Raw genomic sequence first — 26,186 nt, 5'->3', positions numbered from 1 at the left:
TTTTGGGAACGATATGCAAAGTTCAAATCCTGTTCCAGCCCTTATTGATTGTGATTGTAAAACGCTGCGAAAGAACAAAAACTTAAATGGTATATATGGTTTTGTTTCTAAGTTGTTGTTAGTTAGAGCTTTGTTGTATTGAATTAGGGTAGTGTAAAAGTGTTTTTACATACTGATTTTAAAGGCTTTTGGCAAACATGTCCTTTTTAATAAGCAGTTGATTTTCTGCTATCAGAATAAGGAAAAACAGCTTGAAATTAAGTTCTTGTGTAATAGAGAAATGTGGCGATTACTTCAATTTCCGAAGTGTATTTTTTAGTCATCAAAAGAAGAATTGTAAAAAAAAATACTCTGACACTGCAGAGTATTTTTTTATGCCTTAGGCCGAAAAGTGCGTAATTCGGGGGTGTACCAAATTTTCAAATGATTTAAAAGGCATTTGAATCAGTTCTTTATGCGAGCCAGCATTAAATGCAATTTGTCGGTCGCGGCTTAGTTGTTCTTCACAATAAACGTCCATGCCGTATAAATTTCCAAAAGGAGGCATTGCTCCGGTCTCACAATCAGGGAAGTAGGTTCTGAATTCACCTTCATTTGCCAATGAAATCATTCTGGCCCCGGTAAGTTCTTTCAATTTACCCAAGTCAATTCGGTTATGGGAAGGTAAAACGGCCATCATCATTTTATCATCAATTTTAACCATCACCGTTTTGGCCATTTCATTCCCTGGGATATGTGCCGCAGCTGCAGTACGCTGGGCGGTTGCGGTTGCCATATGGTCAATAACCGTAAACTGAATTTGTTGACTATTCAGATAGTCTTCTAATTTCTTGCTAAGCATATCACCTCCTTTCTGATTGTTTTTTTGAATAAAGATTTGCCCTTAGAAATTAATTGAAGTTACGAATTAAAGTGTTTAAAATCAATCAACTGTTAGTTATGGTTGTTGCCTGGCTTGCTTATTAGGAGTGCCTTTTCGGTGTTGTTTTTTCTTACTATGCTGGGTGGCTCCTTTGTTCTTATTATGAGAATTGCCGCGTTTGTTTTGACGGTTGTCGTTTTTCTTCTGAGTTTGCTGATTTTGAACTTCCAGTATTCGTTGTATTGTTAATGGAAAGGGATGATCCTCAACAGTTGGAATGGCTTTGCCTATCAGTTTGGTAATATCTTTCAAATAAGTCATTTCCTCGGCATCACAAAATGTAAATGCCGAGCCATTAGCTCCCGCTCTTCCTGTACGGCCGATTCGGTGAACGTAAGTTTCTGCCTCGTATGGCACGTCGAAGTTGATCACATGGGTAAGCTCATCTATATCAATTCCTCTGGCAGCAATATCAGTGGCTACCAGAACACGAATTTCCTTTGATTTAAAATTGCTTAAGGCACGTTGTCGAGCATTTTGTGATTTATCGCCGTGTATGGCTTCTGCTTTAATTTTCCCCTTATTCAGATCACGGGCTATGCGGTCGGCTCCATGTTTGGTACGGCTAAAAACCAGCGCTGTTTCAATCGATTGGTCTTCCAGTATATGGTTGAGTAAAGCTTTTTTACTACTTCTGTCAACCATGTAAACCGATTGGTTAATGGTCTCGGCAGTAGATGAAACAGGGGTCACTTCTACTTTTACAGGTTGCGTTAAGATACTGTCGGCCAATTGTTGAATAACAGGTGGCATGGTAGCCGAAAAGAATAATGTTTGTCTTTTTTCAGGGAGTTTACTAATTACTCTTTTAACATCATTCACAAAGCCCATGTCGAGCATTCTATCTGCTTCATCCAAAACGAAAAATTGAATTTTATGCAGATGGACGAACTTTTGGTTCATTAGGTCGAGTAGGCGCCCCGGGGTGGCAATTAAAATATCAACTCCTTTGCTCAGAGCGGCAGTTTGTGCCAATTGAGAAACTCCTCCATAAATCACCAGGTGATTTAGCTTTAAATATTTTCCATATGCAGCAAAGCTATCGCCAATTTGGATGGCTAATTCTCGAGTTGGTGTAAGAATTAAGGCTTTAATGGCTTTAGGGCCCTGTTCATGGCGGCTATTTTGGCTGAGTAACTGTAGTGTTGGAATTGCAAAGGCAGCAGTTTTACCGGTGCCGGTTTGTGCGCAGCCAAGTAGGTCTTTTCCCTGCAAAATTACTGGAATAGCTTGTTCCTGAATAGGAGTGGGGTTAGTATAGCCTTCGCCTTGAAGCGCTTTGGTAATAGGTTCTATTAAGTTTAAATCGTTAAAAGTCATTTTGTAAAAAGGATTTTGAGAAGTGCGATAAGATTTGCTATTCTCTGGATAAGTTCATTTGACCTGAAATTCTATAAGATTGTCTGGTTTTTTCAGGCCGGATAAAGTTACGTAAAAGTTGATGGTTCTTTCTTATCAATAAGTTTAATAAAGAAAAACGAGCTAAAAGCATATTTTTAGCTCGTTTAAATATTGTTAACATTTTAGGTTTATTACACTAGGTCTATATGTTCGGCCCTTACAGGCTTACCAAAAAAACGGCTTGCATGCTTTTCAAACACCTCAATAGAATCAGTGGTTAAGAAATGTCTTTGGCCATGTCTGCTACACAAGGCTTCAATTTCGGGATGGCGATTTAGGTAATCAGATAGACTGTGGGCCACTATTTCACCTTGTGAAAGTAATTTAATATCTGGAGAAAGATACTTTAAAATCTTTCCCGCAAGCAATGGGTAATGAGTACACCCAAGAACAATTGTATCAATTTCTGAGGACTTGTTAAGTAGTCTTTCAAGATGCTGCTTAACAAAATAGTCAGCTCCAGGACTATCATATTCATCATTTTCAACCAATGGCACCCACATTGGACAGGCTTCCTGGTGAACTCCGACTTGGGGGAAATATTTTTGAATCTCAATTGGATAGGAACCTGAAGCAACTGTGCCGGCAGTTCCCAAAATGCCTATTTGCTTTGACCGAGTCATGTTTCCAACAATTTCTGCTGTTGGTCTTATCACCCCTAAAACTCGTTTATTACCTGTCATTTTAGGTAAATCATTCTGTTGAATACTGCGTAGTGCTTTGGCAGAAGCCGTATTACAAGCTAAAATTATTAAAGAACAACCCTGGCTGAATAAGTAATTAACACATTCTAAAGTGTAGTGGTAAACTGTTTCAAATGATCTCGTTCCATAAGGAGCGCGGGCATTATCCCCCAGGTACAGATAGTCATAATCAGGTAGTTGACGAACAACCTCTTTTAACACTGTTAATCCTCCGTAGCCTGAATCAAAAACTCCAATAGGTCCCTGTTGCATGTATACTGATTGAAGTTCAAAAGTGTGAAAAAAACTGAATTTATACAGTCCTTTCAATTAAAATTCTTATTAACAGTTTGAGGCTGTTTGTCTAAGTATAAAATCTGTTTTACAAGAGAATAATTGTCCTTAAAACAATGGCTTTTACTATTTGAAAACACATAATTGTGGAAGTGAACGATTAAATTTAACTACCCAAATGGTGTCGCGAAAACGCCAAAGCAAGTAAAAAATAAAATAACATTATTTTTGCCCTCGGAAATAATAATATAAAGAAGTACTAGTGAAAAGAAATAGAGTAATTACCCTTAACTACATTAAACTTATCGTTTCATCGGTTTTAGTTACCATATCGAGTATTTTGTTGGCTTTTTCCTTAAAGCACCTTACAGAGTTTATGGAGCATGCTATTTTTAAAAGCGTTTTTTCTTTTGCCCCCCTTGCGTTTATCTTTTTTCCAACCATCGGAATTACAGCCATTTACTTTTTAAGAAAATACATTTTTCAAAATCGAAAAAGTAAAGGCATTACTGAAATTTATCATACAATTGACCAACGAAAAGAACATTTGCCGTTGTTCAGGATACCGGCCCATTACCTTAACGGTTTTTTGACTGTTATTTTCGGAGGATCGACAGGTATTGAAGTGTCTACAGTTGTGGCTACGGCAACAACAGGTAATACAATTTACTCCAGAAGAATTTCGGCGCGAAGATATAAACGTGAGATAATGTGCGCAGGCATTACGGCAGGCGTTGCCGTCTTATTCTCTAGTCCGTTGGCGGGTTGGTTGTTTGCAATTGAAGTTATTGCTAAAAAAGCAAAAAAAACGGTACTACTTAGTTGTTCGGTGGCAGCACTAATTGCCTGGGGATTCATTCTGAAATTTGACAATGAGCCCTTATTACATTATAAAGTTAATGGGTGGCATTGGCAGGCGGTGCCGTATTTCATTCTATTGAGTTTGTTAGGTGGGTTACTATCTGTGTATTTTACTGTTTTGGTAACCAAATTGAAGGGGCTGTTTGCCAAGATCTCCAATAATTTTATACGAGTAAATTTAGGAGCCATTAGCGTTGGAGTAATGATTTTGTTTTATCCGGCTTTATTTGGTGATAGTTATCATGGTTTAAATGAATCATTGAATGATCTAGAACATTCTCAAAATATTTCATTACTGTTTTTATTAGGTATTGTGCTATTAAAGCCATTGGCCTCATCGTTAACCTTGGGCGCCGGGGGGGATGGCGGAGTGTTCGCTCCAAGTATTGTTGCCGGTGCGTTTTTAGGGTTATTGTTTTCGCTTTTATGTAATAAGTTTTTAGGTACTGATTTGATCCCCCTAAATTTTGCTTTGGTAGGTATGGGGGCAACCCTTTCGGGTTCACTATACGCACCTTGCATGTCATTGGTATTGGTATGTGAATTATTGCCTAATGGTTACGATTTGTTTTTTCCAATTATGACCGCTTGTATCATTGCTCGTTTCTTTGCCCAAAAACTGCTTCCTTATAATGTTTATAGTTACGATTTTTACTTGGCCAAGCAACGCGTAAATTAAAAAGTAGCTTATTCTATAAGTGCTTTAGTTGACTTTTTCTAATTTTATATACTTTTTGTAATGAGTTAATAGTCGGTTGTATTATTTTGGGTTGAACTAGTATGTTTCTGTTGAGAATATTTTCGCTAACGGGATTAGTTTTGCTGCTTATAACGAGCTGTAACGGGCAAACTCAGAACAATAACTCGTATGACAAAACCAAGCGGGTAGGTGGCGACTGCGAGAAAGGTTATTGCGACTTACTGTACTTAGGAATGCCTAAAGAAATTAATTCTGTGGATACTAGTCCAGGTTGGTTTGAGAGGGGACAAAAGTTGATAGTAAGCGGTACAGTGTTTCAAATTGATGGAAAAACTCCTGCGCCCAACACCATAATCTATTACCATCATACCGATAATGACGGCTATTATTCACCAAGAAATGACAAGCAAGAAAACCAAACCCGTCATGGCCATATTCGGGGATGGTTAAAAACAGACAAAAAAGGGAAGTATACTCTTTTCACTATACGCCCTGCTCCTTATCCTAATACACAACTACCTGCTCACATTCATTTGCTTATTAAAGAACCTGATATTGCCAACGAATATTGGATTGAGGATATAAATTTTGATGATGACAGGCTCTTATTGCCTTACATCAAAAAAAGACCTTCAGAGAAACCTCGTGGCGGTAGTGGTATTGTTCGGGTGGTATTAAAAGATAGCTTGCAAATTGCAGAACATGACATTATACTAGGGCTGAATATTCCGAACTATCCTAAAAAAGCAAGTGGAAAAAAATGATTGTTTTGAGCTGCTGAACCAAAACTATATTAAATAAAATGACACCTGGTGAAAAGCATACCTTTTCTGCTAAACTTGAAATAATTGGGATTAACCCATTTGTGTTTTTACCTGAAACTGTTTTAGAATCGGTATTAACATTATCTAAAAAATACAAAGGGAAAATTCCCATAAAAGGAACTCTTAATGGCAAAAACTATAAGCAAACCCTGGTTAAGTATTCCGGTGAATGGCGGTTGTATGTAAACACCAACATGTTAGAAAACTCACCAAAAAGAATTGGGGAACTGTTGACTATAAGTTTAGAAATTGATGAAGAAGACAGGTCGATTCTTCCACATCCAAAGTTGCTCAAAGTATTAGAAGAGAATCCTGATGCAAATGAGGTATTTAATCAATTACGTCCTTCTCTCAGAAGTGAGATAATAAAATACATTTCTTTTTTAAAAACAGAACAGAGTATTGATAAGAACGTTGCTAAAGCCATCAAATTTTTATTAGGTGAAGCAAGTTTTGTAGGCAGACCAAAACCAGAGTTTAAACAAAGCCGAGAAAAGTGAGCAATGGGAATGGTTTCTGTAGTTCCAATTCTCATATTACTCAACTACTTTATGCCGATGAACTATTTCAAAAATTTAAGTCCGTTGGACAAGTTGGATATTTTTATTTCCGGCGGGCCACGCCGGTCGAAAACGGCGATGGTCACCAAAGCCCGAAACGTTATGGCTCATTTTTTGACGTGCAAAATTGTTACTTTTTCTTAAATTTGATTATGACCAAGACACAAATAAAAACTGAAATTCAAAAAGTGCTAGACAACGTTCCTGAAAATGTATTGCAGGACATTCTTGATTTTCTTAAAGAACTTCAAGGTCAATCGACCGACAAAATCAAATTGACAAACAACCTCCGACAAATCCTTTCAGAAGATAAAGAATTGCTTGAAAAACTTGCTCAATGATTGACCTGAAAGACGTTGAAAACATTCACAATATTCTCATTGACAAGTTTGGAGGCAGTAAAGGCATTCGAGATTTAGGAGCTTTACAAGCTGCTATTTCCAGACCATTTACAACGTTTGACAAACAGGATCTATATCCAACAGTGGTTGATAAAGCTGCAGCCATTTTGGAAAGTACAGTCATTAATCATCCTTTTATTGACGGAAATAAACGAACTGCTTACGTTTTAATGCGACTTATCCTACTTGAAAATGGCATGGACATCGTCGCAACTCAAGAGGAAAAATACGATATGGTCATTGCTGCAAGTAAGGGAGAATTCAGATTTGATCACATAAAACATTGGCTAACTGCAAGACTGAAACAGAAAAACGAGCTATAATATGTTTTTCGGGTAAAAAAGGCCGTTTTCGTTCGCACAGGGGCATAAGTACCCTTACCCGTAAAGATTAGTTTTTATAGGAAAGCAAATTTTGGCCCGTGCCTATGTACCATTCCGGCGGGCCACGCCGGTAGAAAACGGCGATGGTAACCAAATTGCCCCTTTTACAGCAGGGGCATCTTTTCAGCAGGCTGTTTACCGGCTTGTCCGTAAGCACCCGACCAACCCCATCTTTACAGTTTCCTCGTGGTATCTTTTCTTTGTTGGAATTAGCGGTAATTATTTGGAACCTGCTTGGTGCAACCTACATTAACCCTGAAGGATACTTGTTCTTGGATCAGAAATGAAAACTGGGTTTGGTCAAACGGATCCGGAAACAAATCGATAAATTCGGTCTGACTAATCAGGCGCTGGGTTTTAATGCCTTTTAAAAGCAGCTTTTTTGTATGTTAGTCAGAAGTTTAAAAGAATCTCACCATAGACTGAATGAAAACAATTATTGAAACAGAACGCCTAATTTTAAGAGAGTTAGAATATACAGACGAAAATGACTTATTCGAAATGGACTCTGACCCAGAAGTGCATTTGTATATTGAAAACAATCCTGTAAAATCAATTGACGAAATAAAAAAAGTGATTGAAATGCTTAAAAAGCAATACGTGGAAAATGGAATTGCTCGTTGGGCAGTAGTTGACAAAGTAACAAACGAATGTGTGGGTTGGTCAGGATTAAAATATTTTAGAGAGCCTCTAAACAATCACATTAATTTTTATGAGCTTGGTTATCGGTTTAAGAAAAAGCATTGGGGGAAAGGCTTTGCGACAGAATCTTCAATTGCAATTTTAGATTATGGATTTAAAAACTTGAATGTTGATTCAATATTTGCAATAACTGACCCCAAAAATGCGAACTCAAAAAAAGTCCTAACTAAATTAGGTTTTGACTTTCAAGAGACGTTTGACTATGAGGGAGACTTGACAGATTGGTTTAAATTAAAAAAAGAATATTGGGAAACAAAAAAGTCGAACCGCTAACATCGGTTTGGAAATATGGCGGCTGAAGTGCTTCTGTGAAATATTTATGCAAGGTTCAACATTAGGAGTTCTATTGAATTTTTGTTCAAAAAAAACGCCACATCGTCAAGCCGAAAACCGTTGTGCACAACATCCTGATAACACTCATAACCAAGACTAATAAATATGAAATTGATTAGACTTGCCCACATGCTAAAACATAAATTCCTACTTTTTATTTCTTTTACACCTATACTGTTGTTTGTTGCCGCTTGTTCAAGGTATGATATGGGAATTGTTGCAGGTACGCTCATTGATGGAAATGGTGACACGCCTCAAACGAACAAACTCATACTTATAAATGACGGCAGGATCGAAGCAATAAAAGACACCAGTGAGAAAAATAATTACCATTTTACTACTTTAATCGATGCGCATGATAAATTCGTTATTCCCGGCCTTTATGATATGCATGGACATCTTACCATGAGCTACCGGACAATAAAAGTGACAGATGGGGTACCTCAGGCTTCTGTGGAATATAACCAACAGGCTTCAGAATGGGGTGTGCGGAGTTTGCTTTATTACGGGATTACCTCGGTAAGAGAAACAGGAGATTTCCTGGAAGAAGGCCTTTTATTAAAAAAGATTATTGATTCAGACAGATTGATCGGTCCCAGAATTTTTACCTGTGGGCCACTCATAGAATCTTCTACCCCTGAATTTAAGACAATGTCAGTACTTGTCAATACTCCGGAGGAAGCCCGTGCTGAGGTAAGGCGCCAGGTGAATGCAAAGGTGGATTTCATAAAAATATATGCAACAGTTCCGCCACAAATCTTAAAAGCAATTATTGAGGAAGCACACAAGTACAAAAAGAAAGTAATCGGTCATATGGGCGCTTCCACCTGGCGGGAAGCGATTGATGCCGGCATCGATGCCTTAGTTCACCCTGCTCCCTTTTGTGACAAATCCATGGCTGATCTGGACAACTAACAAACCCAAGTCAGGAAACTAAATTTTTATGACATATAAAATCTCATTATTAGCAGCATTATTGTTTCTTAACTCATGTTCAAAAGGACAAACCAAGAATGCGAGTAATAGTAACACTCAAGCAAGTAAAGAATCAGTTTCACTATTTCCATATTTTAACACTGTCCAAACTAAGACTGATATGATCGATTCAGCCATCAGTATTGTTAAGCCGAATATGGATATCAGCAATTACTCAAAAAGTGATATAAAAAAACTCCTTCAAGATCTCTATAGGAATGACCAGATGTATAGAGATAGCCTGATGTCTCTAAACAAGAATTGGCATAAAAGTTCCGACTCTTATTTTCGGAAATATATCGGTTTTACTGATAGGATAAATCAAATTGTTCTTGCCAAAAGTATCCGCCCGACGAACCCCGTCTTTTAAAGTTCAGTTAATTTCTTAAAGTTCTGGGGATAGAGGTCCCGGATATTCTTGTGGTTGATGGTCATGATGTTTTCCAGTGCGTATTTTAACCACCCGAAAGGATTGACCTCATTTTTCTTGCAGATGGCAAAGAACGAATAGATCATCCCCGCCCGCGCAGCAGCCTCATGCGTTCCTGCAAACAAAAAGTTTTTGCGTCCCAAAGCGATGGGGCGTATGGCATTCTCGATGGCATTATTGTCGATCTGCAGGCTGCCATCCTGGAGATACACGCTGAGCTTATCCCATCGTGCCATGGCATAGCGCATCGCCTTTCCAATCTGGCTTTTGGGCAAGGTGTTTTTTACCTCGGCGAAGATCCATTTACCGAGCTCGTTGAGTACCGGAAGTGCTTCATCCAGACGTAATTGCTTGCGTTGATCGGCCGGCAGCTGTGCTTCTTTAGCTTTGCGCTCCACCGCGTAGAGCTGCTGGATCAACTCGAGTGCTTTAGCGGCCCTGACCTTATCGTTTTCCAGTGCCCGTTCAAATTCCCTTCGGGCATGCGCCCAGCAGGCTACCGGGATGACCTCGGGCCGCTGGCCTATTTTTTCGTATACGCCGTAGCCATCACTTTGGAGATACCCCTTAAAGTGCGCCAGCATTTCTTTGGTAGCTACTGCACCGCGAGTAGGCTGATAGTCCATCAGGACCAGTCCGTCCAGTGGAGCATGATACACCCAATACCAGCCCAGGTGACAAGCTCCTTTCTTATCACTTTCTAGCACCTTGATGGTCGTTTCATCGACCTGCAAATAACCCTTGGCTTTGATGTCGAACTTGAGTTGCTCAAAGAGCGGTTCGAGTCGTTCCAGCCCTTGTTTGACCCAGCCTTCGAGCGTAGAGGAGGCAATGGGGATGTTTTCCCGGGCAAACCGCTGCTTTTGTCGGTACAGCGGCAAGTGATCCACATATTTATCGGTCAGGATCATGGCCAGCAGGCCTGCGCCCGGAATGCCCTTGTCGATTACTCGTTCGGGAAGCTCTCCGGTGGTGACCCCTTCACCGCTTTTGGCAGCATATTTATAGCGGATATAACGGCGGATGAAGAACCGGGCAGGTTCACACTCCAGCTCTTCAGTAACTTCTTTGCCGATGCATACCATTTCCGACAGATCACCCTGGGGATAGATCTCCACTTCCTCTACCGGTAAATGAGCCGGAAGGGCGGCGCGGCCTTTATGGGCAGACTGTCTTTTACGGGTATAGGTAATCTGTTCTTTGATGGTTTCTTCCTGAAGGGCCACTTCTTCTGCCGGAGCTTCAAATGGCAACACACCTTGTGCGGGATCGCCTTCGAAGCGTTCACGCTTCTGACCGAATTGCATTCGCTTGAAAAGCTCAACCTGCTGTTTAAGGTAGTCGACCTCTTCCTGAAGGGAAGAGTTGATTTTTTGGTAGGATTCAATGGCGGCATCTCTCCTTTCAATGGAGGTATCTTTCTCCTTCAAAAGAGCAATCAGGTTCTCTTTTGAGAGGTTTTCCAGTGCCATATCCATGACGTGAAAATAAGCAAAAAACCGCGTTTAGGCAAATAAAAAGGCACTTTTTTATACTTGGTAGCGGCGTAACTGTCGACTCTTTTGCACCTCGACCCCTTCGATCATCAGCACCAGATCCGCCCAGCTCAGCTGCCCTTTGGACGATGCCGGGAAGGTCCCCTCTTCCAGGCGCTTATAGTACAACACAAAGCCTCCGTGTTCCCAATGCAGCAGCTTGATATGGGTGCGCTGCCGGTTTAGAAAGACGAAGACGTCCCCACTGGTAGCATTCCCCTTGAGCTCCGAAGCAACCAAGCCACACAAGCCGTCGAATGATTTGCGCATATCGCAGTGTCCCTGGTACAGCAAATACCGATGAGAAGAGTTCAGGCTAAACATCAGTAGAGGCGGATCAGTTCAGCAAGGAGATGCACAGGAGCGGAACTTGCGTTAAGCCGTACGCCATTAGGATAGATGATCTCAAGGGTTGCTGAGACCGCTTCAGTTGGGGGAGTGATGGCAATAAAACCTGTTTCAGTCCTTGCTTTACATCGTGCCACCCAGTTGGCAAACGTAGTTCGCTTTACCCCGATCATTTCACAATAAGCTTGCTGGGTTAACCCGCTTTCTTTCCATTGCTGCACGGCTAGGCGCATTTGCTCTATTTTTTTCATCCAACAAAGAAAAGATACCAGGAGGAAACTGTAAAGATGGGGTTGGTCGGGTGCTTACTGCCAAAATAATAGCTAAGATAGGATTGCCAACACAAGAAGAATACGGAGAAGAGGAAGCTATGGCTGCATATTTAATAACATGGCATGCTGATATGGAGTACAGAGAAAGATATCTCCCTCTTTTTGAAGCTGAAGCAATGAAAAAGACAATTCCAATGATGTATTACGTGACTTTGAAAGACAGGGTATTAATTGCAAATGGGGAAAAACAATTATATGGAACAAAGTCATTTTATGATACATCCACCCAGAAGCAAAAACTCTTTCCAATCCATGACGAAGAACATGTAAATGAAAGGCGAAAGAAGTTGGGCTTAGAACCTATTAAAATCGGCAAATAATTCAAGGATATAATTATCAGCACGGCTTATAACACACCCTTGAGCACGGGCGACGTGCAACTTGGAAATCACAAACCAATTAATAACTTTAAGACAACGGTCGATAAAAACGCAGGATGATTTTCATGGGCAAGTGCCGCCCGTTGTACAACATCTTAGAATCCTAAACGAAAAGTAATCAATGAAAAAAAACTTAATTTTAATTTCAATTGCAATAATTACAATTATCTCAATTAGTGCTCTGGTTCATTATATTGGAATGGATGGTTTTTCGTTCGCGTGGGCTCTGAACTTCCTGTTGATGGCATTCGTGTTTGGTTTTACTGAAACGCTAAAAAGCCAGTTTACTTCTTCTTACTATAATGGAAAGGGGTGGGAACGGAGAGGAAAAATATACGAATATCTTGGCATAAATTTTTTCAGAAAATTGTTGGTTTGGACTGGTTGGGAAAGACTGAATAAAAAATCTAATCCAATAGAAAAAAACACCAAAGCTTTGATGAATTTACATTATCAAACAAAAAAATCTGAACTAGGTCACTTAATTATCTTGCTTATAGTACTAGGATTTAATGTTTTCGTGGCATTCAAATTTGGAGTTCTCAAATCTTTGTGGTTACTGATATTAAATGTCTTACTAAACCTTTATCCAATTTTCCTTCAACGATATAATCGGCCACGAATAGAAAGAGCTATAAATTTAAGTAATCGGAGATAAATACCCTCGGGCCTATTAAAAAACACTTCAAATGGACGAACTATTACAAAAATCACTTGGTTCCTATAAACATTACAAAATCTTAAAAGACAGAATTGTTGTAACGACAAAGAACATTAATAAATATGAAGAATTCTATATTAAACTTGACAATCTAGGGTTAGATTTATCCCGTAGACAGACCAGAAGCATTTTAATTCTAATTCCTTTTTATATAGGCCTAACAGTCCTGGCAACTTATGTGCTTTTTGACGAATATCAAAAAGGCGTTCGATTTCCTCAATTACTTTTTTGGATTTTCGGAGCGCTAATGTTTGGGACAGGTGCCGTTTATTCATTTTTCCAAAAGACAGACAAGGTGTTTATTCAAGGAGGGGCAATAGTTCTTCAATTAAATGGATCGAATCCCGACAGGGAAACTGTAGATAATTTTATTAACTCTTTACAGACGGCTATTAAAAGCTATTACAAGACAAAATATGCTCTTATAGACCCAACGTTAAACGAGGAAACACAAATACATAATTACAAATGGCTACAAGAAATTGGGGCAGTAACAAATGACGAATTTGAAGAATTGCTGAATAATTTAAAATTAAAAAATTTACTAACTTAACAAATCTAGGCCCAAGAAACCGCGCTGGCGACGAGCGATTTTCTTCGCGCCGCTCGGCAAGCCATGAAACGTTAGCGTAAAAATAACCATCATCAAAATGACAGAAGATAAATTAGCAGTATTAATTGATGCAGACAACGTTCCTTATTCAACTGTAAAAGAAATGCTTGAAGAAATTGCTAAAAATGGAACTCCAACAATCAAGCGAATTTATGCTGATTGGACCAAGCCGACTGTTGCTGGCTGGAAAAATGTTCTTCTGGAAAATGCTATCACTCCTATTCAACAATACAGCTATACAACAGGAAAGAATTCTAGTGACAGTGCAATGATAATTGATGCTATGGACATTCTTTATTCTGGGAAAGTAAATGGTTTTTGTATTGTTTCAAGTGATAGTGATTTTACTAGATTAGCTACAAGACTTAGAGAAGCAGGAATGACAGTAATTGGTTTTGGAGAAAAGAAGACACCACAGCCTTTCATTTCTGCTTGCGATAAATTTATCTACATAGAAATCCTAAAGACAGCAAGTACAGAAACAGCAAGTATTACTAAGGTGACTACAAAAACCAAAAAGGAAGAGCCAATTAGTAAAGTAGATGCCGAAACGATTAGAATTATAACAGAAAGTGTCAATGATTTGGCGGACGAAACAGGTTGGGCATTTTTGGGAAGTTTAGGAAACTACATTCTTAAAAAGAAACCTGACTTCGATCCAAGAAATTATGGATTTCCAAAATTACTGCCTTTAATAAAAGATATCAATAAGTTTGACATTGATGAAAGAGATTCTGGATTAAATAATATTAGACACATATACTTAAAACAAAGATAATTGCCGCTAAGACAGGCTTGCCGTCACTGCGGGCGACGTGTGACGTTGTTCTTACAACTAATTAATTACGTACGGCGGACTAAAACGCAGGTGTTTTCATTGCGCCTTCGGCAAGTTGTAACAAACCATAGACAACCATAAAAAATAGAACCCTATGAGAAAAATAATTTCATTTATGCACATATCACTTGACGGTTTTGTAGCTGGACCGAACGGAGAAATGGACTGGATTAAAGTTGATGAAGAACTGTTTGATTATGTCGGTAAACGGATAAGCGAAGGTGACACTGCATTATATGGTCGAGTAACTTATCAGATGATGGAAAATTACTGGCCAAGTGCAGGGGACAAGCCTACAGCGACCAAGCACGACATTGAACATTCAAAGTGGTATAATAAAGTTCACAAAGTTGTTTTATCAAAAACAATGAAAGATGCGGGTCTGACTAACACAAAAATTATTAGCGACAACCTTTCCGACAGAATAAATGAAATAAAACAACAAGCAGGTAAAGACGTCTTACTTTTTGGTAGCCCGACAGCAACACATTCACTTATTCAACAGAACTTAATTGACGGCTACTGGCTATTTGTTAATCCAATTATTCTTGGACGAGGCATTCCATTGTTTGTAGACATCAAAGACAAAATAAAATTAAATCTATTGACTACTCGGCAATTTACTTGCGGGGTAACTGAACTGAATTACACAGTGGACGGACAATAACGATGAATCGCTAACAAAGTATTTCCGCAATGGGAGGTGAAGTGTCTAACCAAGACAAATAACCTAAGACGACACCCATCGACAAAACAAAAGAGATATTGTGGTGAAAAAATATGACTTGATGAAATTTCCATAACTCAATCAACAGTCAGTTCCACACTGCCGCTTCGTTTTAACACACCCCAACTCATCAATTCACCTTTGATGGCATTCAACCAGGCTTTTAATAAAACAAAATACATCAGTTGCCGGTAAAAGAATCGCTGCGGAATCAATAGCCAAAGCTTGAAAATTGGTTCTTTTTCAAAAGAAAATGCAATTGCTGCTCCCAAAGCATCCACCAGAACGAAAATTAAATAATAACCCAATACATAGGCGGCTCCTCCGCTGAGCAGGGCATACACCATCAATAAATCGGCAAGAGGGGAGATCAAGGGCATTAATATCTGGAAAATCAGCAGATTCGGCATGGCCACCATTCCCAATGATTTATACTTAAAATTGAAGCATACATTGCGGTGTTTCCAAAAGGATTGCATAGTTCCAAAGCTCCAGCGGAAGCGCTGTTTCAAGAACATTTTAAGCGTTTCAGGCGCTTCGGTAACGGCAATGGCATTTGGCGCATATACAACCCTGCCGCCATTCTTTAACAGGCGAATGGTTAGGTCACAGTCTTCAGCCAAAGTATCGTGGGTAAACATACCGGCTTTAATTAAAGCTGACTTTTTAAACGCACCGTTAGCGCCGGGGATTACTGTAATGCAATTCAAGAGATCGAAGGCTCTGCGGTCAAAGTTCTGCGCCGTAATATATTCAATCGATTGCCATTTGGTAAGCAGGTTAAACTCGTTGCCAACTTTTACATTACCGGCAACACCCACCACTTCTTCGCTGCTGAATTTTTTCATCAGTTGGGCAACTGCATCGGGTTTAAGCTGAGTGTCTGCATCAATACATATTACATAGTCGTATTGGGCATAGGAAATACCAAAGTTCAATGCCGAGGCTTTGCCTCCATTGGGTTTGGTCAGCAGGGTAACTTGCTGGTTATTGCAAAAGTGGCTGTCGACAATGGAGTACATGTTATCTTTCGAGCCATCGTCCACGAAGATGATTTCAAAGTCGGGATAATCCGTTTTTAATAGATTGGTAATGGTTTTTACCGCAGTCACTTCTTCGTTGTATGCCGGAACAATAATACTTACCCCCGGTTGCAAACTACTGTTGGTGGTTTTTCTTCTTTTTTGCAGATAAGCCAGCACTCCAATGAGGATCATCCTGCTTATTGAAAGAATGATTCCCAAGACAAATACGGCTTCCACAGCATGATGAAAATAGAACATAATCGCTGCAAGCAGATAATTCACTTTTGACAGCATCAAATCTTTTGAATTGCTTAAAGGCGGCATTAATTCATCACGTTTTTTGCCTAGCAAATCAGCAATGGTAATAAACTTATATCCTTTGGTTTTAAAGTAATGGATAATTCGCGGCAGCGCTTGAATGGTTGCCGTCCGGTCGCCGCCGGCATCATGTAATAGGATGATGCTACCCAGATTTTGTTGCTCAATTACACGCTGGTAAATGGTATCGGCCGAAACACCTTGTTCCCAGTCCCGGGGGTCAATAGATTCTCCCACGGTAATGTAATGATCTTTTTTACTCATCGCCACCGGTTCAATTTCGGCGAAGCTTTGGGGCTCGGCATCGGCATTAAACGGAGGGCGAAATAACACAGTTGAATGGCCGGTAATGCATTCAATCAGCCTGCGGGTTGCATTCAGTTCCAACCGCTGGCGCTCAGGAGGCATCAACGCCAAATTGGGATGCGTAAAGGTATGATTGCCTATTTCGTATCCTTCTTTATAAATCTTTTTGACCAGCGGAATATTGTTTTCGGCATTTTGGCCGATCATAAAAAACGAAGCAGGGACGTTTTCCTTTTTTAAAATATCCAAAATTGCCGGCGTGTATTTCTCGTCCGGACCGTCATCAAAGGTTAAGAGTATCTTTTTATTGCCGATTCCGAATTTTTTTACCACATAAGAAGTGGGCAGCTTTTCATATTGCTGTTCGGAGATCAGGTTGTTTTTATTGTCAAAAGTTACTTTTATATGCCCGTTCTGCGGACTGCTTAATATATCGAGCACTTCACCCTCACCAAGATAATCGATGGATGTTCCTCCCTTCAAATTCTGCATTTGGTCCTGGTCAAAAAGTTGAACTTTGGGGTCGTTGAAATCTTTTTTATAGAAGGACCATATCCTGGGATCTTCTGAACCCAGCCGCCAAAGTGAAACACCAGCCAAACCGGCATCACGGGCGGTGATCATGTCATTAAAATCGGTGGCGGCATCGGTAAAGAAAACCTGGTGCGCTACATCTGCATCGTCTGCATACGTGTAGGAGAGGTTGTAATCATCATTGTTGTATTTAATCTTTCCTTCTGACTCGGCCGCCGTAGTTAAGGCTTCCTGGTAAGTTATGTCCTGGCCCTCACTGTCTTTGGCCCAATCATAACCATAAGCCGCCAGGCACAGGATGATTTTATCCTCCGGGATTTTATCTTTTGTTTCACTGATTGCAGTTTCAATCCAATGCTGCTGAGCGATAGGACCCGGTTTGCTGGTTGAGTAATGCTGGTCGTAGGCCATTAAGCATACGTAATCGTTATAATTGCCAACTGCTTTGAGATTATAATCCGAATTATCAGCAGGAATATCTTGAGTAACTAAAAAACCTTTGGCATGTAATGTTTTATAAAGTTCTTTCTGGAATGCAATTAAATTGGCGTCTGTTGTTTCAACTAAATCCTCAAAATCGACGTTTACCCCCTGGAATTTATACTTGTTTAAAGCGTCAACCACACTGGCAATAAACACGCGTCGTTTTTGGGGCGAGCTGATGATCCGGTGCACATTTGCTCCATTCCATTTTTCATTGCTGAAGTTGGATATCATGGGAAGAATAGACACTTTGTGTTTTTTCATCAGCGCCAGTGCCGCATCATCAATATTCGTTTGAACCACATCGGATGTATCTGTTACAAAGAACCATTCGGGCATGATCATATTCATTTGCTCAATGTGATTTTTGAGTGAGGCAAATGATTGGGCATCCCAGTTGACATAATAAGCAGCCCTAATGGCCATGGGTTGTGCATGGGCATTTTTGTAATGCGGGTGCATCTTTATTTCTCGTGGTTTTGAATAGAAAAGTTTGTCTTTTAGTTTTTTATAGGATTGATTTTGTTCATTCCTGAACATAATCGGATCATCGGGGTTAAGAATTTTTTTATATGCCAGATTTTTATTGATCAGCCTTGGTAACACTGTTCCGGAACTCCTCCAAAGAGCAATTCCGAAGGTAATTCCTAATAAGAGAAGGAAGAATATTGATAACCTTAAGGCCCACAGAAAACGTATCCAACGTTTGGAATTTGGGGTCTGAAATACCTGTAGTTTCGATTCAGACATATTAATCGGAGTTGATTATTATCCAAATTAAAAGCATGGTAATGAAGAATTAATGAAGAGTATTGAGTATTGAGAATTGAATATAGAGGTTTGCTGGCCTTACACAAGGATAGGAGATTTGAACACTGATTGATGAAAAAGGATGCTTTAAAGTGCCCTTCTGCCTCTCCTTCCATATCGCTTAATTTTATTAAGTTCATCAGAAATAAAAATTCAACTACTTATGTTTTCATAAACCCTCTTTCTTAATGTTAAAAATAAAATCCTGATGATCAGTTTTTTAAAATTTTATTTAGAAGCGGACTAACCCTTTCTCTTAAAAATATTGTCAGTTTAAAAAAGGGCTATGTTGTTTTTAGCTGTTAGTTTCAATATCAATAAAAGTCAACGTACCAAAATAAAATTGTTTTTTTAACCTAATCTTTCATAACAGCCGGCATGCAATAAATGCTGCCGGTTTTTTTTAAAAAAAACGATATTAAAGCACGTTAGTATGAGTAGAGTGCCAATTTTCGAATTAATTGTATATAATTGTCCTCAATCTAATTATAACCTAATCAATCAATTATTTCATTAATGGCTTTAAATCCCCTTCCTAATGAAAGCGATTTGCTTGCAAAAATTGCAGGAGGGGATCAGCGTGCTTTTACGATTCTTTTTAATCACTACCATCATCACCTCTTTATATTTAGTAAAAAACTGTCCAAGTCCGAAGAAATCGCTTTGGAAATCGTACAGGATGTATTTCTTAAAGTTTGGACTTTAAGGGAAAGGTTAACGGAGTTGGATAATTTTGGAGGATACTTAACACGGATTGTCCGTAATCATTCTCTGAATGTCATTCGGCAAATTGCCAGAAAAGAAAAACCTTCTTTGAATTCATCAATTAATTCAGATGATTTTGTAGACACAACAATCTTTGATATTACTCAGCAAAAACTAGATTACAACGATTCCTTGAAAATTCTAAATGAAGCTCTGGATTTGTTGGCTCCGCAACAACGAAAAGTATATCAACTTTGTCATATTGAGGGATTAAAATATGAAGAAGCTGCCCATCAGATGAATATTTCTATTGAAACAGTACGTGCACATATGAAAAAGGCGCTTCAAAAGATAAGGGAACATTTTGCAAAGAATGCCATTTTCTACCCACTTCTCATTATTACTCTTTTTAAGTCAAATTAAGTGACTGCTGCTTTATAAAGACTCTCTTTATTACTTTCTTTTTTTAAATTAAAATCACTGATAATTAATTAGTTGAATGTTTTTTTTGAAGGGTACTAACCCTAGCCATTTAAAAATGGTGTCTGTATTAATATAGGGTTAAATTACTCTAGTTTAGTTTGAATACGAATGAAAGATACCAATTCAAGACTGCAAGTTTTGCTAGATCTGTATTTTGAGGACAAAGCCACAACGCTGGAAAAAGATGAGCTTTGGGATTATGTAAATGATCCTATTTACATTGCAGATTTGGAAATACTGCTTGTTGAAGCCTTTAAAAAAGATTATCAGGATGAGAAAGGAATAACTACAGCTCAAAAGGATTTGATACTTGATAAAATATTTGAAGGCAGTAAACCTGTTCAAAAGAAAAATAATATTCTTTGGCTACGCATTGCAGCCATTTCAGCAGCAGCTGCTATTATTGTTGGTGTTGGGCTTATTTACTATAAAAGCAAATTTACCAATCCAACTTTACAGACAGCTAGTAAAGTTGATATTGTACCAGGTAAAGTTGGTGCAACCTTAACACTTTCTAATGGCAAAAAGATTAATCTAACAAATGCCATTAAAGGAGAATTAGCGAAGGAAGCAGGTATTAGTATCTCTAAGAATGCAGAAGGACAGCTGGTGTATGAAGTTAAAGCAGATGAAAATGATATTAACAGAGTCAATACGCTAACCACAGCTAATGGTCAAACCTATATCTTAATATTACCCGATAAAAGCAAGGCTTGGATTAACGCTGCTTCGAGTTTAACTTATTCTGCATCTCTAATGGAAGGAGGGGTGCGTAAGGTAAAGCTTAAAGGAGAAGGTTATTTTGAAGTAACAAAAGACAAGGTCCATCCTTTTATTGTTGAAAGCGAAGGTCAAGAAGTAGAGGTATTAGGCACTCATTTTAACATTAGCAATTATCCTGATGATAAGTTTGTTAAAACTACTTTGCTAGAGGGTTCGGTTAGAGTGATTGCAAAATCAACTGGCAATACACAAATATTAAAGCCGGGTGAGCAAATCAATATAATAGGCAATTCAATACAAATCAATCAAGGTGTAGATCTTGAAGAAGTAATTGCCTGGAAAAACGGATACTTTAAATTTAATGAAGGTTTGGAAAGCATACTTACTAAGCTTTCTCGATGGTATGATGTAGATATTATTTACCAAACCAAAATATCCCCTGAACTAGTCTTTGCTGCAGAAATCTCTCGTTCAAAAAGCATTAGTGATGTGTTGAAGGTAATTGAGGCTGCTGGTAATGTTCATTTCAAAATTGAAGGAAGGAGGGTTATCGTTATGAAATAATTCTTTAACGATAAGCTTAAATAGCCAGGAAATGCTTCGACCCACTCCTGGCTAATGATGGGCTTAATTCCTGAAACTTTCGGGAAAAAATAATGATTTAAACAAAATTTTACTAACCCAATCCATGTAAATGTATGAATATTTATACAAGTATTCGGCGTGTTTATTATTCTTGTGCGCTAAATAAAATATTGTTGGTTGTGAGGCTGATTATTATACTGTTAACTATTTCATTTCTTCAGGTAAGTGCAAATGGATTTGCACAAAAAATTACCATTAATAAGAATAATGTTGCCCTCAACTTAATCATTAAAGACATTCGAGCTCAAAGCGGTTACGATTTTATTTATAATGTTAACCTTCTCAAAAATGCTAATCGGGTAACCGTGAATGTTAAAAATGCAGAACTAGAAGAAGTGCTTGATTTTTGTTTCAAGGATCAACCATTTACCTATACCATTCTGCAAAATACAGTTATTGTAAAGGAAAAATCTTTGCCTGAAAACCTGGTAGAGCTTATTCAAACTGTGGATATAAAGGGTCGCGTATTTGATGAAACTGGCCAGCCTCTTACCGGTGCTACAATTTTAGTTAAAGGTAGTAGCAAAGTGACTAACACTGATGCTAAAGGTGAATTTGCGCTCAAGAATATTGACGAAAGTTCCGTTTTGGTGATCACTTTCATTGGATACAAAACCAAAGAAGTTAATGTAGGAAAGACACGTGACTTTACAATTACTATGGCTATTTCCCCTTCTGAATTAGAAAAAGTAACTATAGTAAGCACTGGTTATCAAACACTTTCTAAAGAAAGGGCAACAGGCGCCTTTAATGTGGTTTCAAAAGATCAGCTTGATAAACCAACTACCAATATTGCGCAAAGGTTGATTGGAACTACGGCGGGTATGCAGGCCACTTTAGATGCTGATGGTAATCCAAAATTTGAGATCAGGGGGCAGACCAGTTTGAATCCATTAAATGCAAGACCACTGGTAGTGGTTGATGGATTTCCTATACAGGGAGATTTTAGTACCATAAATCCTAATGATATTGAGAGTGTTACCATTCTGAAAGATGCTGCTGCCGCATCCATTTGGGGGGCCAAATCAGCTAATGGAGTGATTGTAGTGGTAACTAAGATAGCTAAAAGAGGGATGCCTCTTAAGGTTGATTTTTCATCATTTGTTAAAGTTGCAAGTAAACTTAATCTTGATTATGTAAACCCTCTTGCTACTTCTGCTCAAACTATTGACTATGAAATGCAATCATTTGGAAACTGGAGTGCACAGACCAACCCTGGTTCGCTTTCTTATGTTGGTTATCAATGGTCGCCGGGTACTACGGCATTAAATGAATATTTGCTGGGTTTTATTACAGCCGATGAGCGCGATGCAAGTTTAGCTAAATACCGAAATCAAAGCAATAAGGACCAGATTGCTGATGAGTTATTGACAAACCCCTTAACCCAGCAATACAATTTGACCCTGTCAGGCTCTTCTGGAAAAATGAGTAACAATATGTCGTTACTTTATGAAGATACCAAATCAAACTTTAAGGGAACAACTAACAAAAAATACACCTTTAACTATAGAGGTATAACGGATGTTTTCAAATGGATGGAGTTTAATTTCGCTGCTTTAGCAAATTATAATCAGGTGAATAATAATGGCGTTGCTCTGAGTGACATACAAGCTATTGCTCCCTACGAAATGCTAAGGAATGATGACGGGTCTCTTACCGATATCTCCAGGTATTATAAACCTATTTTAAACCGTTTCGTGCCAACAACTCGGTTCCCTTATGCTGACTGGACTTACAACCCCATTCAGGAGATCGCCAATCGAAAAGTTACTTCTGAACAGCTGAACACGCGTTTGCAAGCAGGTTTGAGATTCAAAATTATTAAAGGTCTTTCATTCGATAGCAAGGTTCAGTATGAGCTGTTTAATACTTCTAATAAAAGTATTTTTAATGATAATACATTCCAGGTAAGAAATGCGGTGAATACAGCGGTTACATGGGATCAGGTAACCAATAAGATTACCTTAAACTTGCCCAAAGGGGGAGTGCTGAACCAGAACAGAGTAAGAACAGAGACTTATAACTTCAGGAACCAGTTAAACTTTAACCGAAGGTTTGGAGAAAAACATGAAGTGAATTTTGCAGGGGGCTCAGAAATCAACAATATCATCGCTGAAACATTTGGGAACCCAACTACTTACGGCTTCAACGAGCAAACACTTAGCGTAGGTACTTTGCCCAATGGGCCGGGAGGTACATTTTTCCCTATCAAAAATTGGCTGGGTAGTAACCAAACCTTTGGTTATTCCAATAGCTACAGCTATGGCACTGAGCGATATTTCTCTTTATTCGCTAATACAGCTTATACCTTTAAGGATAAATATACCTTGTCAGGAAGTGTCCGTACCGATGCGTCCAATCTGATCACAGAAGATCCATCGTACCGTTACGCACCATTCTGGTCGTTAGGCTTAGGATGGCAGCTCGGTAAGGAAAGTTTTATGCAGGGTATTTTATGGTTAGACAGGTTAAATGTAAGAGCAACCTACGGTTATAATGGGAACGTTGACAGAAGTACCTCTTTCCGTCCATTAATTGCCATGGGTGCAATTCCTAATACCTATACCGGCGACATTACTGCAACAGTATCCAGCTTTGGTAACCCAAGTTTAAGATGGGAAAAAACGGGTACATGGAATTTAGGATTAGATTATTCCTTATTTCAGGGAAAACTATACGGAAAGGTTGATGTATACAACAAATCTGGCAAAGATCTGATTGCCACATTGTCTATTCCGGCAGTAAACGGAACCACCAGTCAAAAACTAAACAATGCCGAAATGAATAACAGGGGGATAGAGCTGGAGCTGGGAACCTCTCAAAGCATTAAAAATAATGACATTGTTTGGCGAGGAAACCTTAATTTCTCTTATAACAGGAACAGAATTACCAACCTGTTTGTAGCTAATTATGCCGCATCAACACTTACCGCCGGTGGAACTGGGGCGTATGTTGAAGGTATGGATGCAAACTCCCTTTGGAGGTTTAAATATGCCGGTATGCAAAATAAGCAGCCTATGGTTTATGGCGCAAATGGTACATTATATGATTTTGGCGCTTTTACGCCCGGCGATGGAAGGAATTATCTGCTGAATATGGGAACTGCAGTGGCCCCATATACCCTTGGATTCATCAACTCTTTTAAAATCTATGATTTCGATTTATCGTTTATTATAACTGGTAAATTCGGACATAAGTTCCAGAGAATGGGCTTCAACTATCCGCCAACCTGGACCGGAAGGGTATTGCCAAACAAGAAGATTACGGAGGTGATGAATAGTGATGCGATGAATATTGTGCCCCTTCCTCAAAACTTAATAGAGCCAAGATATTATTTCTGGGATCGCTTTCACCAAAGCTTAAGCTATTTGATAGAAAGTGCTTCGCACATCAGGATGCAGGAGGTGAGCTTAAGCTATAACATACCTAACCGTTTGTTAACCAGGTTTAATATGAGTCGTTTACAGGTGTTTGCACAAGGCAACGATTTATTTACCCTGGTGTCAAATAATGCAGGTGAAGATCCTGAGTATCCGATGGGGACGTTAAAGCCACAACCAAGGTTATCATTAGGTTTAAAGTGTGAATTTTAACTAGCAAGATCATGAATAATACATATAAATTCATTGCAAAATATTTGTGTTTAGCGACAATTACCTTCTTACTTCCTTCGTGTGAGAAATTTTTAGAGGAACCTCCGTCAAAAACCAGCTCGTTGGTGGTAAAGACCACAGCCCAGTTAGATGCGTTGCTAAACAACCAGAATAGTTTTTATACAGAAGAGAGTAGGACGAATATTTACAGTACCGATGATTATGGTTTAACCACTGATCTGTACAATGCAGGCCGGGGAGTTTTTTCATCCATGGCAACATTCCAATTTATGCTTTGGGATACGCAATACCTGCCTGATGATACCAGGGAGAGTTTTTGGAGTGGTGAATACAAGAAGATTTTTACGGCAAACCTGGCGCTGAACAATGTTGATAAGGTTACCGGAACGGATGCTGAAAAGGCCATTATTAAAGCGGATGCACATTTTATAAGGGCATACAGCTATTGGGAACTGGCAAATACCTATTGCCTACCTTATACCGAACAGAATAAGAATGAGGCAGGGCTTCCTATAAAAACCTCTACCAGTTTTGAGGAGCCATTAGCCAGACAGCCCCTGGAGAAGGTGTATCAGTTAATTGAAGCTGATTTGGTTGAAGCCTTAAAAACACCAGTAAGCTTAATTCAAAATGGCAGGCGCCATTGGAGGGCAAGTAAAGCAGGAGTAAATGCTTTTGCAGCACGCTATTATTTAAACCGTAACAACAATGCTAAGGCTATTGAGCATGCTAACGCGGCGCTGGCAGAGTATAGCACACTGGTGGATTACAATACGGAGATGAAGTATGGGAAAGATCAGTCTATCACCATTAACTCCGGTACGCCAACAGCACAAACCGTGGTGCTAAAGTATCCATATACTCATGATAACCAAACAGATCAGACCGATATGGTTGGATGGAAGGAGTTTTTATATTTCAGGATGCTGAACCATGGTTCATGGTGGTACATACCTAGTCAGGATTTGCTTAACCTGTATGATAAAGACCATGACCTAAGGTATCAATATCATATGGTTGAAGGTTATTCATATGATAGAGGTATGACAAAGCCCTCTTACGATTACCCAGGATACATTTTCTTTTTTAAAGACAAAATTCCTTCCGGTCCTACCGTAGCCGAAGTATTGTTAACCAAAGCAGAAGCACAAGCCAGGTCAAATGACCCGAGCGGGGCTATGGCTACTCTTAATATATTACGGGCCAAACGTCTGAAGCCGGGTGCATGGGTCAACCTTGTAGCTTCGGGTAAAGACGATGCTATTAAAAAGGTGATTGAAGAGAGAAGGCGTGAAATGCCCTTCGTTCAGCGCTGGTTTGATATCCGCAGGTATAATAATAATGATGATCCGAATGATGATGTGGTTTTAACCAGATCGTTTTATCCTTTTACGGCTTCTTCGGTGTCGTTTAGTGAAACAGCTAAAACCTATACCTTGCCTAAAAACTCGAGACGCTATGCGGCTCCAATTCCTCGTACCGAAATTATTTCGAGTAACAGTGCTATTGAACAAAATAGCTATTAATTAAAAATGTTTTAGAGGCTGTCTCTAGGCACATGCCAGTCATTAGGCTTA

23 protein-coding genes are annotated in these 26,186 nt (G+C 39.1%); 16 read left to right on the top strand and 7 right to left on the bottom strand.

From position 1 onward, the window contains the following. Positions 1-379: 379 nt before the first annotated feature. From L2B55_RS16055 to murI, 3 genes are all read right to left on the bottom strand, one after another. On the bottom strand, positions 380-841 hold the full coding sequence (locus tag L2B55_RS16055; protein WP_237847193.1) for an aminoacyl-tRNA deacylase: 462 nt from the start codon (positions 839-841) through the stop codon (positions 380-382). A 96-nt stretch (positions 842-937) separates the two neighbouring features. Next, positions 938-2,242: a DEAD/DEAH box helicase gene (locus tag L2B55_RS16050; protein WP_237847192.1), complete on the bottom strand. Its 1,305-nt coding sequence runs from the start codon at positions 2,240-2,242 to the stop codon at positions 938-940. Between the two features lie 212 nt (positions 2,243-2,454). After that, positions 2,455-3,279, bottom strand: a complete 825-nt coding sequence (gene murI, locus L2B55_RS16045) for a glutamate racemase (RefSeq protein WP_237847191.1) — start codon at positions 3,277-3,279, stop codon at positions 2,455-2,457. A 283-nt stretch (positions 3,280-3,562) separates the two neighbouring features. On the opposite strand from murI, the gene L2B55_RS16040 reads away from it, so the two are divergent. The 7 genes from L2B55_RS16040 (at position 3,563) to L2B55_RS16010 (ending at position 8,979) form a co-directional block, all read left to right on the top strand. After that, on the top strand, positions 3,563-4,840 hold the full coding sequence (locus tag L2B55_RS16040; RefSeq protein ID WP_237847190.1) for a chloride channel protein: 1,278 nt from the start codon (positions 3,563-3,565) through the stop codon (positions 4,838-4,840). A 140-nt stretch (positions 4,841-4,980) separates the two neighbouring features. Beyond that, entirely contained in the window at positions 4,981-5,625 is a 645-nt protein-coding gene (locus L2B55_RS16035) for a dioxygenase family protein (protein ID WP_237847189.1), read from the top strand. Between the two features lie 38 nt (positions 5,626-5,663). Beyond that, complete coding sequence (locus L2B55_RS16030) at positions 5,664-6,185, top strand: YdeI/OmpD-associated family protein (protein ID WP_237847188.1); 522 nt, start codon at positions 5,664-5,666, stop codon at positions 6,183-6,185. Positions 6,186-6,397: 212 nt separating this feature from the next. Further along, a complete protein-coding gene (locus tag L2B55_RS16025; protein ID WP_237847187.1) occupies positions 6,398-6,586 on the top strand; it encodes a hypothetical protein in 189 nt (62 codons plus the stop codon). Beyond that, positions 6,583-6,969: a type II toxin-antitoxin system death-on-curing family toxin gene (locus tag L2B55_RS16020; RefSeq protein WP_237847186.1), complete on the top strand. Its 387-nt coding sequence runs from the start codon at positions 6,583-6,585 to the stop codon at positions 6,967-6,969. The genes L2B55_RS16025 and L2B55_RS16020 overlap by 4 nt, the downstream gene beginning before the upstream one ends. 486 nt (positions 6,970-7,455) lie before the next feature. Beyond that, positions 7,456-8,004 carry a GNAT family N-acetyltransferase gene (locus tag L2B55_RS16015; protein ID WP_237847185.1) on the top strand — a complete coding sequence of 183 codons (549 nt, stop codon included), beginning with the start codon at positions 7,456-7,458 and terminating at the stop codon, positions 8,002-8,004. Between the two features lie 165 nt (positions 8,005-8,169). Continuing rightward, positions 8,170-8,979, top strand: a complete 810-nt coding sequence (locus tag L2B55_RS16010) for an amidohydrolase family protein (RefSeq protein WP_237847184.1) — start codon at positions 8,170-8,172, stop codon at positions 8,977-8,979. Positions 8,980-9,405: 426 nt separating this feature from the next. On the opposite strand, the gene tnpC is transcribed toward L2B55_RS16010, so the two are convergent. From tnpC to tnpA, 3 genes are read right to left on the bottom strand one after another with little or no spacing between them, the layout of a single operon-like run. Further along, complete coding sequence (tnpC, locus tag L2B55_RS16005; RefSeq protein ID WP_237845764.1) at positions 9,406-10,947, bottom strand: IS66 family transposase; 1,542 nt, start codon at positions 10,945-10,947, stop codon at positions 9,406-9,408. 51 nt (positions 10,948-10,998) lie between these two features. After that, complete coding sequence (gene tnpB / locus L2B55_RS16000; RefSeq protein ID WP_255696433.1) at positions 10,999-11,328, bottom strand: IS66 family insertion sequence element accessory protein TnpB; 330 nt, start codon at positions 11,326-11,328, stop codon at positions 10,999-11,001. After that, positions 11,328-11,603 (bottom strand): IS66 family insertion sequence element accessory protein TnpA, encoded by a 276-nt coding sequence (gene tnpA / locus L2B55_RS15995; RefSeq protein ID WP_237845749.1) that lies wholly within the window; start codon positions 11,601-11,603, stop codon positions 11,328-11,330. Before tnpA ends, tnpB begins: the two co-directional genes overlap by 1 nt. A 50-nt stretch (positions 11,604-11,653) precedes the next feature. On the opposite strand from tnpA, the gene L2B55_RS15990 reads away from it, so the two are divergent. The 5 genes from L2B55_RS15990 (at position 11,654) to L2B55_RS15970 (ending at position 14,903) form a co-directional block, all read left to right on the top strand. Further along, complete coding sequence (locus L2B55_RS15990) at positions 11,654-12,004, top strand: DUF6624 domain-containing protein (RefSeq protein ID WP_237847183.1); 351 nt, start codon at positions 11,654-11,656, stop codon at positions 12,002-12,004. 181 nt (positions 12,005-12,185) lie between these two features. Then, on the top strand, positions 12,186-12,722 hold the full coding sequence (locus tag L2B55_RS15985; protein WP_237847181.1) for a glycosyl-4,4'-diaponeurosporenoate acyltransferase CrtO family protein: 537 nt from the start codon (positions 12,186-12,188) through the stop codon (positions 12,720-12,722). Positions 12,723-12,753: 31 nt separating this feature from the next. Then, complete coding sequence (locus L2B55_RS15980; RefSeq protein WP_237847180.1) at positions 12,754-13,338, top strand: hypothetical protein; 585 nt, start codon at positions 12,754-12,756, stop codon at positions 13,336-13,338. Between the two features lie 97 nt (positions 13,339-13,435). Next, positions 13,436-14,176, top strand: coding sequence for an NYN domain-containing protein (locus tag L2B55_RS15975; protein ID WP_237847179.1), 741 nt, complete (start codon positions 13,436-13,438; stop codon positions 14,174-14,176). 154 nt (positions 14,177-14,330) lie between these two features. After that, positions 14,331-14,903 carry a dihydrofolate reductase family protein gene (locus L2B55_RS15970; RefSeq protein WP_237847178.1) on the top strand — a complete coding sequence of 191 codons (573 nt, stop codon included), beginning with the start codon at positions 14,331-14,333 and terminating at the stop codon, positions 14,901-14,903. A gap of 137 nt (positions 14,904-15,040) precedes the next feature. Here the strand turns inward: L2B55_RS15970 and L2B55_RS15965 are convergent, their stop codons facing one another. Next, positions 15,041-18,379, bottom strand: coding sequence for a trifunctional glycoside hydrolase family 18/polysaccharide deacetylase/glycosyltransferase family 2 protein (locus L2B55_RS15965; protein WP_237847177.1), 3,339 nt, complete (start codon positions 18,377-18,379; stop codon positions 15,041-15,043). Between the two features lie 576 nt (positions 18,380-18,955). Between L2B55_RS15965 and L2B55_RS15960 the strand changes: the two genes are divergently transcribed. From L2B55_RS15960 to L2B55_RS15945, 4 genes are all read left to right on the top strand, one after another. Continuing rightward, the gene (locus L2B55_RS15960) at positions 18,956-19,567 is read left to right on the top strand and encodes an RNA polymerase sigma factor (protein ID WP_237847176.1); all 612 of its coding nucleotides are present in this window, start codon (positions 18,956-18,958) and stop codon (positions 19,565-19,567) included. A 168-nt stretch (positions 19,568-19,735) separates the two neighbouring features. Then, the gene (locus tag L2B55_RS15955; protein ID WP_237847174.1) at positions 19,736-20,914 is read left to right on the top strand and encodes a FecR family protein; all 1,179 of its coding nucleotides are present in this window, start codon (positions 19,736-19,738) and stop codon (positions 20,912-20,914) included. A 200-nt stretch (positions 20,915-21,114) separates the two neighbouring features. Next, the gene (locus L2B55_RS15950) at positions 21,115-24,588 is read left to right on the top strand and encodes a SusC/RagA family TonB-linked outer membrane protein (RefSeq protein WP_237847173.1); all 3,474 of its coding nucleotides are present in this window, start codon (positions 21,115-21,117) and stop codon (positions 24,586-24,588) included. An 11-nt stretch (positions 24,589-24,599) separates the two neighbouring features. Next, on the top strand, positions 24,600-26,135 hold the full coding sequence (locus L2B55_RS15945) for a RagB/SusD family nutrient uptake outer membrane protein (RefSeq protein ID WP_237847172.1): 1,536 nt from the start codon (positions 24,600-24,602) through the stop codon (positions 26,133-26,135). The last annotated feature ends 51 nt before the right edge of the window (positions 26,136-26,186 follow it).

The organism is Solitalea lacus (assembly GCF_022014595.1).
GTDB classification, from domain to species: domain Bacteria; phylum Bacteroidota; class Bacteroidia; order Sphingobacteriales; family Sphingobacteriaceae; genus Solitalea; species Solitalea lacus.
This window is presented reverse-complemented; position numbering and strand designations above follow the sequence as displayed.